This is a genomic window from Synechococcus sp. MIT S9451 (assembly GCF_047304725.1).
GTDB lineage: Bacteria > Cyanobacteriota > Cyanobacteriia > PCC-6307 > Cyanobiaceae > Synechococcus_C.
The window spans coordinates 1838378-1853925 of record NZ_CP138971.1; the positions used below are offsets into that span (position 1 = coordinate 1838378).

At 56.9% G+C, this 15548-nt stretch carries 16 protein-coding genes and 1 riboswitch; of the genes, 9 read left to right on the top strand and 7 right to left on the bottom strand.

Annotated features, from left to right (window positions below; all coding sequences use genetic code 11):
* Positions 1-49 precede the first annotated feature (49 nt).
* A riboswitch (cobalamin riboswitch) is annotated at positions 50-199 on the top strand.
* A gap of 119 nt (positions 200-318) precedes the next feature.
* The 4 genes from SIB72_RS09655 to SIB72_RS09670 all read left to right on the top strand — a co-directional run bounded on the left by SIB72_RS09655 (position 319) and on the right by SIB72_RS09670 (position 3276).
* Entirely contained in the window at positions 319-843 is a 525-nt protein-coding gene (locus tag SIB72_RS09655; protein WP_371410902.1) for a HupE/UreJ family protein, read from the top strand.
* Positions 844-943: 100 nt separating this feature from the next.
* The gene (locus tag SIB72_RS09660; RefSeq protein ID WP_413743746.1) at positions 944-2560 is read left to right on the top strand and encodes an iron uptake porin; all 1617 of its coding nucleotides are present in this window, start codon (positions 944-946) and stop codon (positions 2558-2560) included.
* A gap of 168 nt (positions 2561-2728) precedes the next feature.
* Entirely contained in the window at positions 2729-2938 is a 210-nt protein-coding gene (locus SIB72_RS09665; RefSeq protein WP_115120902.1) for a hypothetical protein, read from the top strand.
* Positions 2939-3030: 92 nt separating this feature from the next.
* A complete protein-coding gene (locus SIB72_RS09670; RefSeq protein ID WP_115017323.1) occupies positions 3031-3276 on the top strand; it encodes an RNA recognition motif domain-containing protein in 246 nt (81 codons plus the stop codon).
* A gap of 392 nt (positions 3277-3668) precedes the next feature.
* Here the strand turns inward: SIB72_RS09670 and SIB72_RS09675 are convergent, their stop codons facing one another.
* The 5 genes from SIB72_RS09675 to SIB72_RS09695 all read right to left on the bottom strand — a co-directional run bounded on the left by SIB72_RS09675 (position 3669) and on the right by SIB72_RS09695 (position 9167).
* Positions 3669-4379 carry a phosphoesterase gene (locus SIB72_RS09675; RefSeq protein ID WP_413743747.1) on the bottom strand — a complete coding sequence of 237 codons (711 nt, stop codon included), beginning with the start codon at positions 4377-4379 and terminating at the stop codon, positions 3669-3671.
* Positions 4379-5194, bottom strand: coding sequence for a metallophosphoesterase family protein (locus tag SIB72_RS09680; protein ID WP_413743748.1), 816 nt, complete (start codon positions 5192-5194; stop codon positions 4379-4381). Before SIB72_RS09680 ends, SIB72_RS09675 begins: the two co-directional genes overlap by 1 nt.
* A gap of 2 nt (positions 5195-5196) precedes the next feature.
* The gene (locus tag SIB72_RS09685) at positions 5197-5985 is read right to left on the bottom strand and encodes a GTP-binding protein (RefSeq protein WP_115120906.1); all 789 of its coding nucleotides are present in this window, start codon (positions 5983-5985) and stop codon (positions 5197-5199) included.
* Between the two features lie 333 nt (positions 5986-6318).
* On the bottom strand, positions 6319-7863 hold the full coding sequence (locus SIB72_RS09690) for a metallophosphoesterase family protein (RefSeq protein ID WP_413743749.1): 1545 nt from the start codon (positions 7861-7863) through the stop codon (positions 6319-6321).
* The gene (locus SIB72_RS09695) at positions 7860-9167 is read right to left on the bottom strand and encodes a YegS/Rv2252/BmrU family lipid kinase (protein WP_413743750.1); all 1308 of its coding nucleotides are present in this window, start codon (positions 9165-9167) and stop codon (positions 7860-7862) included. Before SIB72_RS09695 ends, SIB72_RS09690 begins: the two co-directional genes overlap by 4 nt.
* Positions 9168-9858: 691 nt before the next feature.
* Here SIB72_RS09695 and SIB72_RS09700 point away from each other — a divergent pair.
* The gene (locus tag SIB72_RS09700; RefSeq protein ID WP_115120909.1) at positions 9859-10041 is read left to right on the top strand and encodes a hypothetical protein; all 183 of its coding nucleotides are present in this window, start codon (positions 9859-9861) and stop codon (positions 10039-10041) included.
* Between the two features lie 203 nt (positions 10042-10244).
* Entirely contained in the window at positions 10245-11879 is a 1635-nt protein-coding gene (locus tag SIB72_RS09705; RefSeq protein WP_413743751.1) for an FAD-dependent oxidoreductase, read from the top strand.
* Here SIB72_RS09705 and SIB72_RS09710 read toward each other — a convergent pair.
* A complete protein-coding gene (locus SIB72_RS09710) occupies positions 11876-12091 on the bottom strand; it encodes a hypothetical protein (protein ID WP_115120911.1) in 216 nt (71 codons plus the stop codon). The genes SIB72_RS09705 and SIB72_RS09710 overlap by 4 nt on opposite strands.
* A gap of 85 nt (positions 12092-12176) precedes the next feature.
* On the opposite strand from SIB72_RS09710, the gene SIB72_RS09715 reads away from it, so the two are divergent.
* Positions 12177-12410, top strand: coding sequence for a hypothetical protein (locus SIB72_RS09715; RefSeq protein WP_115120912.1), 234 nt, complete (start codon positions 12177-12179; stop codon positions 12408-12410).
* An 80-nt stretch (positions 12411-12490) separates the two neighbouring features.
* On the opposite strand, the gene SIB72_RS09720 is transcribed toward SIB72_RS09715, so the two are convergent.
* Positions 12491-13711: an iron-containing alcohol dehydrogenase gene (locus SIB72_RS09720; RefSeq protein ID WP_413743752.1), complete on the bottom strand. Its 1221-nt coding sequence runs from the start codon at positions 13709-13711 to the stop codon at positions 12491-12493.
* Between the two features lie 50 nt (positions 13712-13761).
* Here SIB72_RS09720 and SIB72_RS09725 point away from each other — a divergent pair, with 50 nt between their 5' ends.
* Entirely contained in the window at positions 13762-14580 is an 819-nt protein-coding gene (locus SIB72_RS09725; RefSeq protein ID WP_115120914.1) for an SdiA-regulated domain-containing protein, read from the top strand.
* Entirely contained in the window at positions 14567-15532 is a 966-nt protein-coding gene (locus SIB72_RS09730) for an SDR family NAD(P)-dependent oxidoreductase (protein WP_115120915.1), read from the top strand. Before SIB72_RS09725 ends, SIB72_RS09730 begins: the two co-directional genes overlap by 14 nt.
* Positions 15533-15548: the final 16 nt, after the last annotated feature.

Below are 15548 nucleotides of genomic sequence, written 5' to 3' on the forward strand. Positions count from 1 at the left end.
CTTGTCAGAAGGGCAGGTGGTGTGCATTGGTTACAAAACGGCCTGGATTTGATAGGTTAAAGCCTCTGGTTTTGGTGGGGATCAGCCACTGAAGGAAACGGGGAAAGAACGGTGCGAATCCGTCACTGTCCCGCAGCTGTGATGCACCTCTTTCTTGTTGGTGCCAGTCAGAACGCCCGCCAGGTTTCCACTCGACGAGGATCGATCTTGACTTCATTGCGACCGTTGCTGGCCGTTCAGAAGGCTGGGCTGTTGTCGGCTCCCCTGCTTTTGGCTGCTTCCATTGCCGTTCCTGCCTATGCTCACCATCCCTTTGGAATGGGTGACAGTACCGGCCTGACGGCATGGCAAGGACTGCTAAGCGGTATTGGGCATCCACTGCTGGGACCAGACCATCTTTTGTTCCTGCTCGCAGTCGCCTTTATTGGCCTGCGTCGTCCCATTAAATGGGTGCTCCCCTTGCTTGCTGTGGGGCTTGCAGGTAGTGCCCTCTCCCAGTTCATTCCACTGCCCGATGCCATCGCTCCTTGGGCGGAAGCGCTTGTTTCCCTATCGCTGGTGATCGAGGGGCTGATGGCTCTGGCGCTGGTGCCGGTGCAGTGGCTGCTTCCTTTGATCGGTCTGCATGGTTTCCTGCTGGGAAGCACCATTGTTGGTGCCGAACCCACACCCCTTGCCACCTATTTCTTAGGCCTTCTGATTGCTCAGGGTGCACTACTCCTGCTTGTGACGACAGCATCCAAAGAGGTGATCAACTGGTTGGGTGAGCAGGGTCAGCGCCTGGGTGCTGGAATCTGGATTGGTATCGGTCTCGCTTTTGCATGGGTTGCCATCATTGATTGACGGAACAATTTCTGTTGATGGTGATTGAAAAGATTCTTCTAGACGAATCTTCTGGCATTTCTTTTGTGGCGGAACTTGTGTCCGCCATCTTTTTATCGCGATGAATTCAAAGCATATTTTGGTTCGATTTGGTTTTGGTTGGGCATTCGCTTCTCTTTTTTCGGTGGGGTCGGCTTCAGCTGAATTGAGCTTCAATACCAATTCTGGCTTTGCTGCTGGTTCGCCATTGTCCAGCCAAGATCAGGTCACCAGCATCACCCAGTTCTCGGATGTGGTTCCGACCGACTGGGCTTACCAGGCTCTGTCCAACCTGGTCGAGCGCTACGGCTGTGTCGCCGGCTACCCGAACGGCACCTACCGCGGCAACCGTGCGATGACCCGCTTTGAAGCGGCCGCACTGCTGAACGCTTGCCTCGACCGGATCACTGAAGTGACCGACGAGCTGAAGCGCCTGATGAAAGAGTTCGAGCGTGAACTCGCCATCCTCAAGGGCCGCGTTGACGGTCTGGAAGCTCGCGTTGGCGAACTGGAAGCCACCCAGTTCGCCACCACCACCAAGCTGGAGGCTGAGATCACCTTTGTCATTGGTGCTAATCGTTTCGCAGGAATGACAAAGCAGGATTCCGAGCAGGAGTCTGTCGATCAGTCGAACGCGCTGTATGGGGCTACTACTTTTAATTACAATCAGGATCTAATTCTCAACACAAGTTTCACCGGTAAGGACAATTTAATTGCGGTTTTGCGGGTCGGTGACTTTGACGGTGGATTGAGCGTTTTTGGTGGGGGTGGACCCAGCCCTCTCTCTCAGCTCTCAGTAGCCTTTCAGGAAGGCGATACGCCCAATCATGTGATTGTTGAAAAGCTCTTTTATACATTCCCATTCTCACCTGACTTGACCTTCACCATTGGCGCCAATGTTGGCCAGGAAGACATGCTTGCGATCTGGCCAAGTGTGTACCCCAGTAGCAGTGTTTTGGATGTACTGACCTTGAATGGTGCGCCTGGTGCCTACAATATGAACCTAGGGTCAGGCGCTGGGATCAGTTGGTCCCGGCATGGATTCAGCATCACTGCTAATTACGTTGCTGCCAATGGTGCCTTGTCAAATTCCTTTAATGGAGGGATTTCTGGCCATGGCTCTGGAGGTACTGGGACTCTTCAGATAGGATATGAAGTTGATGGATTAGGACTTGCTGCGATCTATTCCTTGATCCAAAATGGCAATGACATCATTGTGTATGGCTCAAACTTTACTTTAGAAAGTTATGCAAACCCTGGTACGACATCGGCCTTCGCTCTAAGTGGATATTGGCAGCCTCAAGACAGCGGTTGGATTCCATCAATCAGCTTGGGTTGGGGTATCAATAATACTGCCTATGAAAGCAGTGTTTTTAATGATCCATTGGTTGATCAAAACAGTCTGGTATCCACCAGTCAATCCTGGACTCTGGCACTCGAGTGGAGTGATGTGTTCCTGCGCAGCAACCAAGCTGGAATTGCAGTGGGCCAGCCTGTGTTTGCGACAAGTCTGGAGAATGGGGAAGCTCCAAGAGATGGCAACTATGTTTGGGAGTGGTGGTATCAATTTCATGTCACTGACAATATTAGTGTGACACCTGCCTTGTTCTATTTGTCTCGTCCTTATGGTCAGAACACTTCCTTCGGAGACACGTTCAGCCAGCTTGGCGGCTTGTTGAAAACAAGTTTTCGTTTCTGATCATTGAGGGACACTCCTCAACGCTCAAAATGGGTGTTGGCCTGAAGGCTCTGTTTCGGTTCTTGCGTCTGCAGCTCAATCTTGTTGATGTCCTGACACCCCGCCTCAATAGCGTTCAAAACTCTGCTGTTTTGGCGGTGACCTCCTTATCGGTGTCAGCTTGATCCCATGAGCATGACCTTGGAATTGATTGTGGCCCGTGGCACTGCACGGGGGTTGCTCAATGGCACCGCTACCGCTGATTACGCAGAACTCATTCTTCTCATCCAACTGCTCAGTCAAGAGGGAGATCACAGCACGGCTTCTGAGCTTCTCGTGCTGGCAAAAACCATGTATCCGAACGCAGAAGAGAGTGCATTGCCTGAAGTGATGGGGTAGTGGGTTGTTGCGTTGCCTGTTCATCTGCCAGGCACTGCCACAGCGGGATCGATGCTGTGGCAGGCTTCTCAAGAACTCATACGGCCAGTTTTTTGACGATTTTCATCGGGAACCTCTCTTGGGATGCTGAACGGGAAGACCTTGAGGATCTCTTCTCCCAGTACGGCGAGGTGACCAAGTGCTCATTACCCTTGGATCGCGAGACAGGCCGAAAGCGTGGTTTCGGTTTCGTGGACATGCGTAATGAGGCCGACGAACAGGCCGCCATCAACGATCTGCAAGACGTTGAGTGGATGGGCCGCCAGATCGGTGTGCGCAAGGCCGAACCCCGCCGTTGACCTGATTAACAACCTCAACCAGGCCCTGGCCGGTTGAGTGGCCCATCCCCCTCTCGGAACCTCAGGGGATCCTTGGGCACAGCGTGCGCAGCTTGCGTGCTCACTTTCTAGTGGGCCGGACTGAGGCTCGCCTTTGATGGTGTTTCGATGCGCTGAGAGTGGCTTCAGGCTGGTGGTGAGCCTCTTCAGAAACGGATGGTTCGACTGGATTGGCTCGCGGCCTTGGTGGCGTATCCCCCCAGGCCGCACAGCAAAGCTGTCTCTCGATTGCCAAGCCTGGCCAAGGTGGTTGGTGCTCGCCAAGGTTTGGCGTTTTCGCTGTTGTGTTCGGGTCTTCTCGACAAGGAAAATGATTGCAACCAACGCATTGGTTGACGGCAAGATCGTCTCTCTCAGCCGAAACCCAAGCCTCGAGACACTGGTTTGCCTCCGGCTTTTAGGAATTCAATGTGATCACTGCCCGGTGCATACAAGCTGAACAACTCGCCAGAACCGATCCCGATCACGCTTCGTTTGGGCACCGCCTGTTGTTGATGCTGTTCCCCATTGAGATCTTTGATGTGGGAATCGATGGCTCCCCCATTCAGCTCAAGACGGAACTGCTGCGCACTCCTGGCAGTGAACAATCGGTTGACATCCAGACGGGTGAGGCGATCGAGCAGGATTAACGGAGAGCTGGTTGGCTTCAGCTCGTCGCCCACGTCGGCTGAGCTGCCATGTAAGAGAGCACAATCCAGCTCAATAAAGCCGAACTGCAGCGATGCCAGCCAGGTCATGTGCCCTGAATCCACCGAAGCTAATAATCCCTCCACCGCATCATTGTCATGGTTGATGCGCAGTGCCTCCGCTGTTCTCTCACCGCGGTATCCACGTTCGGCCAGCAATTGCTCCTCCCACCAGCCGTAGATGCATTCCGGTTGTAGATCGCCGCGTTCGGGCTCCTGCAGTCTCTTTAGAAGTGCATCGCTGTTGTGCTTCGGTCCGATTAGATCACCGAGCACAAACAGACGCTCCACCCCGCGGCTCTTTTTCAGTTCACGTTGGATCTGTTCGTAGACCTCGAGATCTCCGCCCAACCCACTCACCAGTGCCCAGCGTTCCATCAGCGCTCACACACATGGCTGGCATCGTCAGCCCGTTCCGCATATTCAAAGCCGTGGCTTAATCGCCAGGCAAAGACTTCAGGTAAGCCGGCATCGATGATGGCCTGGCATGTTTTTGCCACGTCGTAGTTCACCTCTCTGATCGTTAAATCGCCCGTTGCTTCATCGTGAATGACGTAGGTGGCTTGGGTGTTGCCGTGGCGTGGCTCGCCCACCGATCCTGCATTGACGATCCGTCGCATTGGCAGCGTCATTTCCTGCTCCTCTGAGCTGCTGCTGTCGTGGTGTTGCACTCGCACCCGAATGGAGCCGCCCCGCAGTTCACGCACATAGGGCTGATGGGTGTGTCCGCAGAAGAGTGTTTCTGCACCCGCTGTTTCAACCCGTTCCAGGGCCGCGAATGCATTCATGTCAGGCAAGAGATATTCGTGCTGACTGTTGGGGCTGCCATGAACGAACAGAAGCTTGTCTCGCCGTATGGAGGTCGGCAGGCTGGCCAGAAAGGCCTTGTTGTCTGCTGTCATTTTCGCCTCAGTCCATTGGTGGGCGAGATGGCCACGCCGCTCTGCCAGTTGCGAGGGATAGCTGCATTCGCAAGCATTGAGGCCATCGATGATGTCTTCATCCCAGCAGCCTTGGCAGGTGGGGATGGCGCGTTGGCGAACCAGCTCAACGACTTCGTTGGGTTGGGGGCCATAGCCCACGAGGTCCCCGAGGCAGGTGATGGTTTCAATTCCTTGCTGGTCAATGTCATCCAGCACCGCTTCAACGGCTGCAAGGTTGGCGTGGAGACAGGAAATTACCGCGTGAGCCATGGTCACCTCTTGGCTTGGAATAGATCTGGTTGTTGTTCTCGGAGCGGGGCTTGATGCATGTCTAGAACTGCATCACTCAACAGGCAGTCGTTGATTGTGGATTGAATCCCGTTGCTATCAAGAGCCTTGCCTTGTACGACAAGCTCTGAGGTTCGATCGGGGCGCCCCGTTGGCGGTTCCACACGCTCTAGAGGCAGGAACTGCGATCCCTGCTGGCTGACGATCCAATTACAGAAGAACGCGCGACCGTCCGGAAGGTTCATTAATGCTTTGGCGCGATAAACATCTCCATAGGCTCCATTGACCAACTCAAACCAGAAACTGCTGAGACTGTTGGGGTCCCAGACACTGTTGTGAAGACTGAGATTCCAGGCTTCAAGTCTGTTGAACTCCAAGGTGTCCTGCTCGGGCAGTTCTGGTTCCCTCCCGAAGTGCAGGGCGCGATCAGGTTCGAGCTGCAGAGCTTTGAGTTGGTTGCTGATGCGTGGATCGATTCCATCGACACCAGGATCAGTTGGTGGGCGATATTGCTGCAGTTCAATCAGATTCAGTTGGTCGTCTGCGCGGTCTGCACACTGCTGATCTGATTGGGAGAGGTCTTGCAGCTGGGGTCGTTGATCCCTCAGCCAGGCCAAATCGATGCCTGCATTGTGCCCCTGCTCCAGCCCGTCTTCTGACAGTCCTGAGAGACGTAAGTAACCACAGGGACCCGGGTGGCTCCGGATCGTCGTCAGGATCCAGCTGGTTTTTCCACAGCCTGGAGGGCCTGAGATCAACCAGGTCTGGCTCATGGTGCTGGGATGCAGGCCTTCAGGCCTAAGCAGGCGATTTGCTTGTTGGTCATGGCGTTTGGTCCAACCTCCTGCCCCGAAAGGGCACTGCGATTCACTCCGTCCCCTTGATCGACAGCTGGAAAAGCTTCGACCCGCAAGCGGGAATCATTCTCATTCTGAGCCTGTTGGTCGCTGGCTGTCCACTCCAGTGATGGGACAGAGACAGATGGTCTCGTCACGGTCTGAGCCAGCTGGACGAGCGAGAGGCGGGCTTGCATCCTTGTGCAGTCAGCACATGCTTCCGCTTTTCTCCCAGCACATCTGGGTGCGGACCTTGATCGCTTGATGCCGTTATGGCGTCTGTGCTGACTGCATCGGTAGGGGGATCGAGGGCAAGGCGGCGTCGTGCCAGCAGCCGTTGTCTCGGTAGGAGACCAGTGGTGTCAATTGGATCCGGAGTGGTCGACCTGCTGAGATGTCAACCCGAAGTCCGCTGTAGGCACTGGTTCCCTTTCTCCAGTTCCTGCCGATGAAGAGTTCGCTGCTGGCAACAGGCCTCAGCTGATCTGATTGATTGCGCTCTTCCAGGACTGCTCCATCGCGACGTTGGGACCTAAGCCCATAGCCGCTACCTCCGCAGATCACCCAATTGAGGTTGCGATCGGCATGACCCGTTTCATGGCTACGCAGCACTTCCATGCAATGGGCATGGCCACTCAACACCACATCGACCAGGGGGTGCTTGCTCTGGCCGATCGTCTTGGCTACATCGTTCAGAACCTCTCGCAGGCGTTGTCGGATCGCCTGGGTATCGGCCTGATTCCATTTTGTTTTTTCGCTCACATAAGGCGGGTGGTGCAGCATCACGATGCGTCCTCGGCTGGATGGGTCTTGGTGTGATTCGATCAGCCCATCCCGTAGCCATTGCAATTGTTCGTGGTCGACCGTTGAGGGCGTGTTGAGCCGCCGCTGACGATCCAGTAACTCCTCCTGCAGTGTTTCGAGTTCGTCCATCACCCCATCTCGCTCCTCTTCATTGCGGAGACTCGCCAGCTCCTGAAAGCGTTGGGCTTGTTCCTGCTTCAGGGCCTTCAGTTCTTTGATGAGCTCCGTGTGATTTCCAGACTGCTTCAGTGGAGCGATCAGTGTGTTGGAGTCGATGGCGAAGACATCCACTCCCGCATGGCGAAAGCGGTAGTAGCGGTTGGGAAGACAGGTCTGCACTCCCGGGCGGTAGCGAAGGCAGCGCCGTCCGTTCCACTCGGCGCTGTAAACCGTGTCCAAATGGTGGGCCAATTTGGCTGAAGGAATGTCGTGAAGCACATCCAGAAAAGCGCGGGCATACGCCTCGCCCTGACGGGAGCCACGCCAACCGGCATCCACATCATGAAACCATTGCAGATGCTGGCGAAACGGGAGCGTTAAGCCTGCGACCAGTCTGATCGGAAAGGCCAGATCGTAGTAATCGTGATTGCCGGGAACAGGCAGGAAGGGTTGATTGAATGTCAGCTGTTTCGGGTTGACGGTTTCCCACTGCATTCCGTCCACCAACCACTCGCGATAGGGGCGGATGAAATTGCGTTGGTACTGAGCCGTTGCTCCCACCAAATACACGACATCACCGGTATGCAGCAGAAAGGCGGCATCCTGTTTGTGCTCCAGTAGCCGTTCAGCGATGCGACGCGGGGGGCTGTGAAGGCGATGACGACCGGTTCCGCTGTCGCCAACGACAAGAAAATGAAACGCCCCGTCTTGTTCTGATGGCTGATGGTGGTGATCCAGGACGAACTGGGTTTGGTCGATGCCGCGCGTCTGCAGGGCGGGATGCCCCCAACGGATACGGTCCTGCATCCGTTGGATTTTGATTTGGATGGAAGGATCGCTGGCGAGATTCAAGGATTGAGCCGGATCGGTGCCACGACGACCAGAGCACCCGGTTCTACGGAGATCGAAAGGGAGCGCGTTTCAGTGATTTCTCCATCCACCACCAATTTCTGGTTTTCATTCAGCTCCACATCTAGAGCCTTGGTTCGAAAACAGACGATGTTGTCATGGTGGGATGCGTTATTGAGGATGGCCGACCAAGCCAGACTTGTGAGCACGGACAAACCCCCAATCCTGTCTTTTGGGGACGCAACAATCACTTCCAACAGGCCATCGTCTGGGATGACCTGACCAAAACCCTGGGCCATCACCGATGTGGCTGGCGCAGCATTGGCCACGGTGATCGCACTGGCCTCGACTTTGTGTTCCTTCCCTTCCATGCGCAAGGTGGCCGGGAAGGGCTTTTGGTCCACCATCTGGCGTGCGCCCGAAAAGATGTAAGCCATCGGGCCCAGAATGTTTTTCAGTTCTCTGCTCGCTTTATTCACCATCCCCGCCTCAAATCCCAGGCCGCTGAGCAGGATCATCGGTTTGTTGTTGCACAGTGCCACATCCACCCGACGGGTGTTGCCGAGTAAGAGGTTTGTGCAGGCGGCTTTGAGGCTTGTTGGGATGCCGAGGGCCACGGAAAAGGCATTGGCTGTTCCCCTGGGGATGATGCCCAGTGGAATTCCACTGCCCTGTAGGGCACTGGCCACGGCGCCGACGGTTCCATCGCCACCCGAGGCGATCACAATGGATTCCCCCTCTCCGGTCTGATCGAACGCCTTGATCTCTTTGATCAGATCCCGAGCTTGCTCAGCAGGATCAACACCTTGTTTGGTCATCCAGATCTGCAGCATGATCTGCGGTTCCAGATAGGCGCGGATCTCTGCCAACTCCGCTTCTGAATTGCCCTGGCCTGCAACGGGGTTAAAAATCAGATACCCCCGTCGGCTGCCCTTGATTCCTCGCACCAGTGCAGACGCTGAGGCTGGGTTCAGGGCGATGGGAAGGTCGCTGAGCAGGGCCGCTCGCACCAGAGGCTCGGAGAGCACTGAGGCCGATCGTTCACTGGTGGGTGATGGAAAGTGAATCAGACCACTGATTTCACCCTGGAGGATTGCCGACGCTAAAGCGATGTCGCCACCCTCTTTGATGGCTCGGCTAGACGAGATATTCAGAGCCAGCGCTGTGTTGTGCAACTGGAGTTCTGCTTGGACATCCTCAGCGACCTGCAAACTGAAGCCAACGAGAAGGTCTGCGTTGTTCTCGATCCAGGTGCGTAAGGCTGGGCAGACACCAGGGTCGGCGTTGAGAACCAGGTTGGATGGCATTGAGGCAGAGGGAAAGCGCGAAAGTGAAGCCACTGAGTGAAGCCACTGACATCCCGACTTTCGGCGTCCCAGCACTCCTGAGGCAGTTGGCTGGATTCCCCAATGCTCGGTAGGCCGTGGGTTCCCTTCTTCTTGTTAGTGGATCATGTTGTGATTGTCAGCCAGGCCAAAATTTCTTTCTCTTTCATTCGCACACCTCCTTCCCTCCGTTGGCGTTCTCTGCCTCACTGGAGTGCCCTCGTTTGATGACGTCAGTTGCCTACATCGTGATCACAGAGGCTGGTGAACCTGTTTGTGAATGTGTTGTAACTCCATAGGTTTGATCTGTCTGATTCTCTGATGCTGCGGTTTGTCTCTCCGCTATTTGTGTTCCACTATTGTTTGCACTAGATAAGCCCTACGTGAGATGATTGTCCTATCAGGCCTGCTTGAAGACTGACTCTTGCCATTGTTGCAGTATTCATTTGCGCTTCATTCGTCTTGTTGCAATCAGACTGTTAATTGGCACGGTCAGTGGACCTGTTCAGGATTGTTTCTCGCCTTTTTATGCCTCTGGTGCTCAGGCTGTTGTCTCAACCTTCAACGCGACATTCTCTTGGCTTTGAGGTATTGGCTCGCCTTGTAAGAGTTTGATCACCAGCTGACAAGGTTTTGCCTGATTGCTAAGCCTTCAGAGAGCTCTACCAATCCAATGAAAACTGCACTCGCTGCACTGGTTGTTGCCCTGGCAGCCCCTTTTGTGGCTTTCGCGGCTCCAGTCGCTCCCGATTTCGTTGTGGCGCAAATCGAGCAAGACTGCGAAGAAGCGGTGGCTGATGACGACCAAGCGACGGACTCCGAGGAGAATTGCATCGCTGAGGCTGAGAAGTCTTAAGCAGCCGCAAGCTGGGCTCTGCTAGCTCCAATGATCCAGTTGTGAATCGTCTGGCGCTCAGCCCAGGCCGTGCGTTTGCGTTCGATCAGCTCAAAACGATGCAGACGTCGTTTTCATCAACGTTGGAGCTGAGATTGTTTTCCTCTGTGAACCCATGGCTCATGGGTTCACTTTTCTAAATTGAGCTGATCGAGTTCAGCTCTATGACCGAGGCGACCACCCCTGGCAGCAAGCCATCCCATGTGGTGGTGATTGGAGCCGGTTGGGCAGGTTGGGGTGCGGCCAAGACACTCTGCGAAGCCGGTGTTCGTGTCACCTTGATGGATGGGTTGGCCGATCCAACTGGCATCAAGCCATTGACCAGTCACAGTGGCAAGCCGTTCGAGGCCGGTACCCGGGGCTTTTGGAAGGACTATCCCAACATCAATGCGCTGACCAGTGAGCTCGGGCTCGGCTCGATCTTTACCGAATTCACCACCAGTGCGTTCTGGTCACCCGAAGGTCTGGAGGCGACTGCACCTGTGTTCGGCGATGCGCCGTTCTTGCCGAGTCCACTGGGTCAAGCCTTCGCCACGCTCAACAACTTCAAGCGGCTCCCGGTTCAGGATCGGCTCAGCATCGCGGGTCTTCTCTACGCCATGCTCGACCTCAACCGTAGTGATCGGGTTTACCGCAACTACGACGCGATCGATGCGCTGACGCTGTTTCGGCAGCTGCGGATCAGTGATCGCATGATCGATGAATTTCTGCGGCCGATCCTCTTAGTGGGATTGTTCAAGCCGCCGGAGGAGCTGTCGGCTGCCGTCACGATGGAGCTCCTTTATTACTACGCCCTGGCCCATCAAGACTCCTTTGATGTGCGCTGGATCAAGTCCAAAAGCATCGCTGAACATGTGTTTGCGCCCCTGAGCAAACGGCTGTGTTCAGAGCATCAGCTTCAAGTGCTGGGTGGCACCCTCGCCACTCGCCTCAACCTCTCGGATGACATCCACACGATCTGTTCGGTGGAGACCTGTTCGGTCACAACCGCCAACGTCGGTGTGATTGAGGATGTGGATGCCGTGGTGCTTGCGGTTGGTGCCAAAGGGATGGGGGCCTTGATGGCTCAATCACCGCAGTGCGCTGCCTTGGTGCCAGAACTGGTTCGTGCCGGCACGCTTGGATCCATCGATGTGGTCTCGATCCGTTTGTGGCTGGATCGCTACGTCCCGGTTGCCGATCCCGCCAATGTGTTCTCTCGCTTCACTGCCCTGAAGGGTGCCGGAGCCACCTTCTTCATGTTGGATCAGTTGCAGCGGGATGCGGAGCAGGCGCTGTGGGCTGATCAGAGTCCACAGGGGTCTGTGGTTGCCAGCGACTTCTACAACGCCTCGGCGATCGCAGATCTCAGCGATGAGGAGATCGTTGCTTGCTTGATGCAGGATCTGCTGCCCATGGCGCAGCCTGGTTTCCGCAGTGCCCAGGTCGTGGACCAGGAGGTGCGGCGTTATCGGGGGTCGGTGTCTTTGTTCTCGCCAGGAAGTTTCAGCAAGCGGCCACCGCTGGAGACGTCTCTGGCTTCTGTGGTCTGCGCTGGAGACTGGGTGCGGATGGGCGAGAAGGAACACGGTGCCAAGGGGCTCTGCCAGGAACGCGCCTATGTCTGCGGTTTGGAAGCAGGCAATTCACTGCTTCGGCGCGGGATTGTTAGGGGCTTCGGCCTGCCTGGTAACCGGCTGCACCCTGTGATTCCTATACGCAGCGATGAACCGCAAGTGCTGCTCGGGCGTGCGCTCAACAAGTTGGTGATGGATCCCCTCGAAGCCTGCGGGATTCGCTTGCCCTGGTTGGCTGCTTAGCGATTGCAGCTTGTGGTGCGCCACAACAGTGCCGAGGGCTGGGGCGCAACGCTGCAACAACCGTGGTCGGCCCAAGGGAAAGCCCCGCCTTGGGGACGGGGCTTTCGGATATGGCAGACGCAGGTCAGAACGGTGGTGACGTTTTTTGGGTTGTCCTTCACCGTGCCTTCACGATCGCCCCGCTGCTCGAACTCAATGGTGATCAGGCTCACTTTGCGCTGTGCGGTTATCCCATCCCCCTAAGACTCTCTTGTGCTGTCTTTGGATCCATAGGGTCTTAAGACCGATTCAATCGCGATGTCTGACGCCTCCACCCAACAACAGTCGTGCAAGGGCAACAAGCGGGCGATGCTCACCTACGGCGTGATCCAGATCTCAGCCACGGTGGTCTCCGCCATCTCCCTGGCGGCGATTGCCTTCGGGCTTTGTGCCGTGAAGCAGGAGAGCAAGCTGTTCAACGGCTGTGTCGAGGCTGTTGTCGCTGATGGCCGCTCCAACGCCGAAGCGGTTCGTTATTGCAACGGTGGTTGAGCCCAACGTTGGCCGTCGATGATCTAGCCGATTGGGAATGAAGCTGTGCTCTGCCCAGCGTTCCTGATCGCTGGGCAGGATTATCGAAAGCAGTTGTCGCTGTGGTCTTGTAGACGGGAGACCAGGGCCTCGCAGTCCGTCTGCGTCATCAGGCGTGGCACTGGATAGCCAGGGTGGGCTTCTTTTAGAGCGCTACGGCTGATCTGAGGGATGTGCTCCTCGCGAAGCTCGGCAACAGTGGCAGGGATCCCAAGATCTTGCTTGAGTGCTTCGATCCAGGCGATGAAGGTCAGTGCCAGCCCCTGCTCGCTGCCATCGCTGCCTTCGAGTTCGATCGCCCGGGCCATTTCGGCGAGTTGCTGCTCGCAACAGGGGTGTGACCAGCGCAGCACCTCCGGCAACACGATGGCGTTGGCCAAGCCATGGGGAAGTCCGTAAAGGCTGCCCAGCGCATGGGCGATGGCATGGGCATACCCCACATTGGTGCGCGTGAAGGCTGCACCGGCTTCATGGGCCGCTAGAGCCATCTGCAGTCGGGCATTCTCATCTCTGCCATGGCGATGGGCCTGTAACAGCCAGCGGTGAATCCGCCTCAGCGCCGAGAGGGCCTTGCGCCGGCTCCAGGCGCTGCCGTTGCGGCCGATGTACGACTCCACGGCGTGGGTGAGGGCATCCATGCCGCTGGCGGCGGTGATCGCTGCTGGCAGGCCCAGCATCAGCATTGGATCAATCACCATGAGTCTGGGAAGCAGCTTCAAGTCGGCGATCGCGAATTTGCCGTGCCGTTGCGGGTCAGTGAACACCGCTGCGATCGTGCTTTCCGAGCCGGAGCCCGCGGTGGTGGGGAGGCAAGCCAGGGGCGGCGGCGGTGCGAGCACCCGGAAGAGGCCCTCCATCCAGCGCAGAGGCAACCAGGGGTTGCCCACGCGAGCGGCGATGCCCTTGGCGCAGTCCATCACCGAGCCCCCTCCCACTGCGATCAGGCTGTCGCAGCCGTTGCGGCGGTAGCACTGCAGACCGGCTTCCACGCAGGCGATGGTGGGGTTTTCAAGCACCTGATCAAACACGCTGCATGGCAGCCCAGTGGCTTCCAGGTCCCGGATCAACGCTGCTGGAAGCTGCAGCTGCATCAGCTGGCGATCGCTCACGAGTAGGGGACGGCGCCAGCGACGCCTGCTCAGCTCTGCCGCCAGTGTCTGGCTGGAACCGGCTCCGATCAGCCTGTGCTGACGGGGGAAGGGCAACACCCTGGCCAGGCCTTTGAGCAGGAGCTGGTAGGAGCGGATCAGCAGAACCTGCATGTGACTGGATCGAGCAACCAGAATCGACTGAGTCGCGACATGGGTCGCTGATGGGGAAACTACGCCTCAAGCTGATCAGCAGTCACCGCATTCGTGATCCAGGCATCGGCCTGAATGAACCATCGGGCCTCAGCTTGAACGCTGACGGCACGGCGCTTTACACCGTTAGTGATGACACCAAGGCCATCTTTTGCATGGATCTCGAAGGTCGTGTGTCGCTCAACGACTCCTTCTTCATCCCTGCACAAGGCCTTGAAGGGATTGCCATCAGCTCAGACGGTACTCAGCTCCTGGCTGTGCAGGAAGAGACCAACTCGCTCATCACGGTTGACATTGTCAGTCGCCGGGACCTGCATCAACGTCCACTCTCAGCGATGGCTCACTACGGCAGTCTTGCGGCGTATTTCCCGGATCCACCTGACAACAAGGGCTTGGAGGGAATCACGGTCAATACGACGAATGAGCATGTGTTCGTCGTGAAGGAGGCTGAACCAGGCCTGCTGATCGAACTGGATGCGGCGTGCAGCACGATCCTGTCATCGAGGCAGCTGACGGAGGCGAATGGTTTCTCACACCCGAAGCTGGGGACGCATCAACTGGACTTCTCTGACCTCAGTTACGACAGGCATCGCGACACCCTTTGGATCACTAGCGACAAAGGCCAGTGTGTGTTCCATTACGACTGGCATGGCGATGCAGTCCTCCAACGCCTTGATCTGGTGATCAAGCCAAAGGATCAACCAAACGACAAGCCGAAGCGCATCCGTAAAGCGGAGGGCATCGCCATCGATCCAGACCGTGGCAGGGTCTATGTGGTGAGCGATCGTGACGCTCGGCTCTATGTGTTCAAGCTCCATGACTCGTGTTGAACCAGCCAGGATTTTGTTCACCGGCGGCAGCTCTGGGATTGGTCTTGAGGCGGCCAGGCTCCTGAACGCCCAAGGGCATGAGCTCACGATCCTCTGCCGCAACCAGGCGAGGGCTGATCAGACGTTGGGCCTTTTCGGCGGAGCCGTCCGCACTCTGATCTGCGACCTGGCCGATCTCACGGCTGTGGTTGACATCACCAATCAGCTCCGCGAGAGCGACACATCCTTCGATGCATTGGTGCTGAACGCAGGGCTCCAATACGCCGGAGCCCGCCAGCCACGCTGGAGCTGCCAGGGCATCGAACTCACCTTTGCAGTGAATCAGCTGGCCCATCAGTTGATTGCGATGCGCCTGATGCCCGTGCTGCGTCGGTCAGCCAACCCGCGCCTGGTGATCACGGCCTCGGAGGTGCATAACCCCGCCAGCGGCGGCGGCAAGGTGGGCCGGCCGGCAGCCCTGGGAGATCTGGCGGGGCTACGCGCTGGGGCAGGCTTCGTGATGGTGGATGGCAGCGATTGTTTTGATGCCGACAAGGCCTACAAAGACAGCAAGCTCTGCAATCTGCTGATGGCACGGGAGTTGAACCGGCATCTGGATGGAGCGATTCCCGTGATTGCCTGGAGTCCCGGTCTGGTGATCCCCCGTAGTGGTGGTGGTTTTTTCCGCGACAACCGCCGGCGAAATCCGCTGGCTATGGCGGCCTTCGCTCTGGTGGCCCGTGATCTGTTTCGGATCACAGAATCGCTCGAAGGCGCCGGCAGGCTTCTGGCGCAATTGGTCATGGATGACAGCGCCACGCCCGGATTTACCTACATCGCCAACACATTGGTCCGCCCCGGTGTGCATCACCTTGAGGCGGAGGCCACGAGTGCTGAAGCTGCTGATCTGCAGAAGGCGGCGGAGCTGTGGGAGCTCTCGGAGTTGTTGATGGATCGCGCCACCAGTCACTGAGGTTGGCGTGATGACC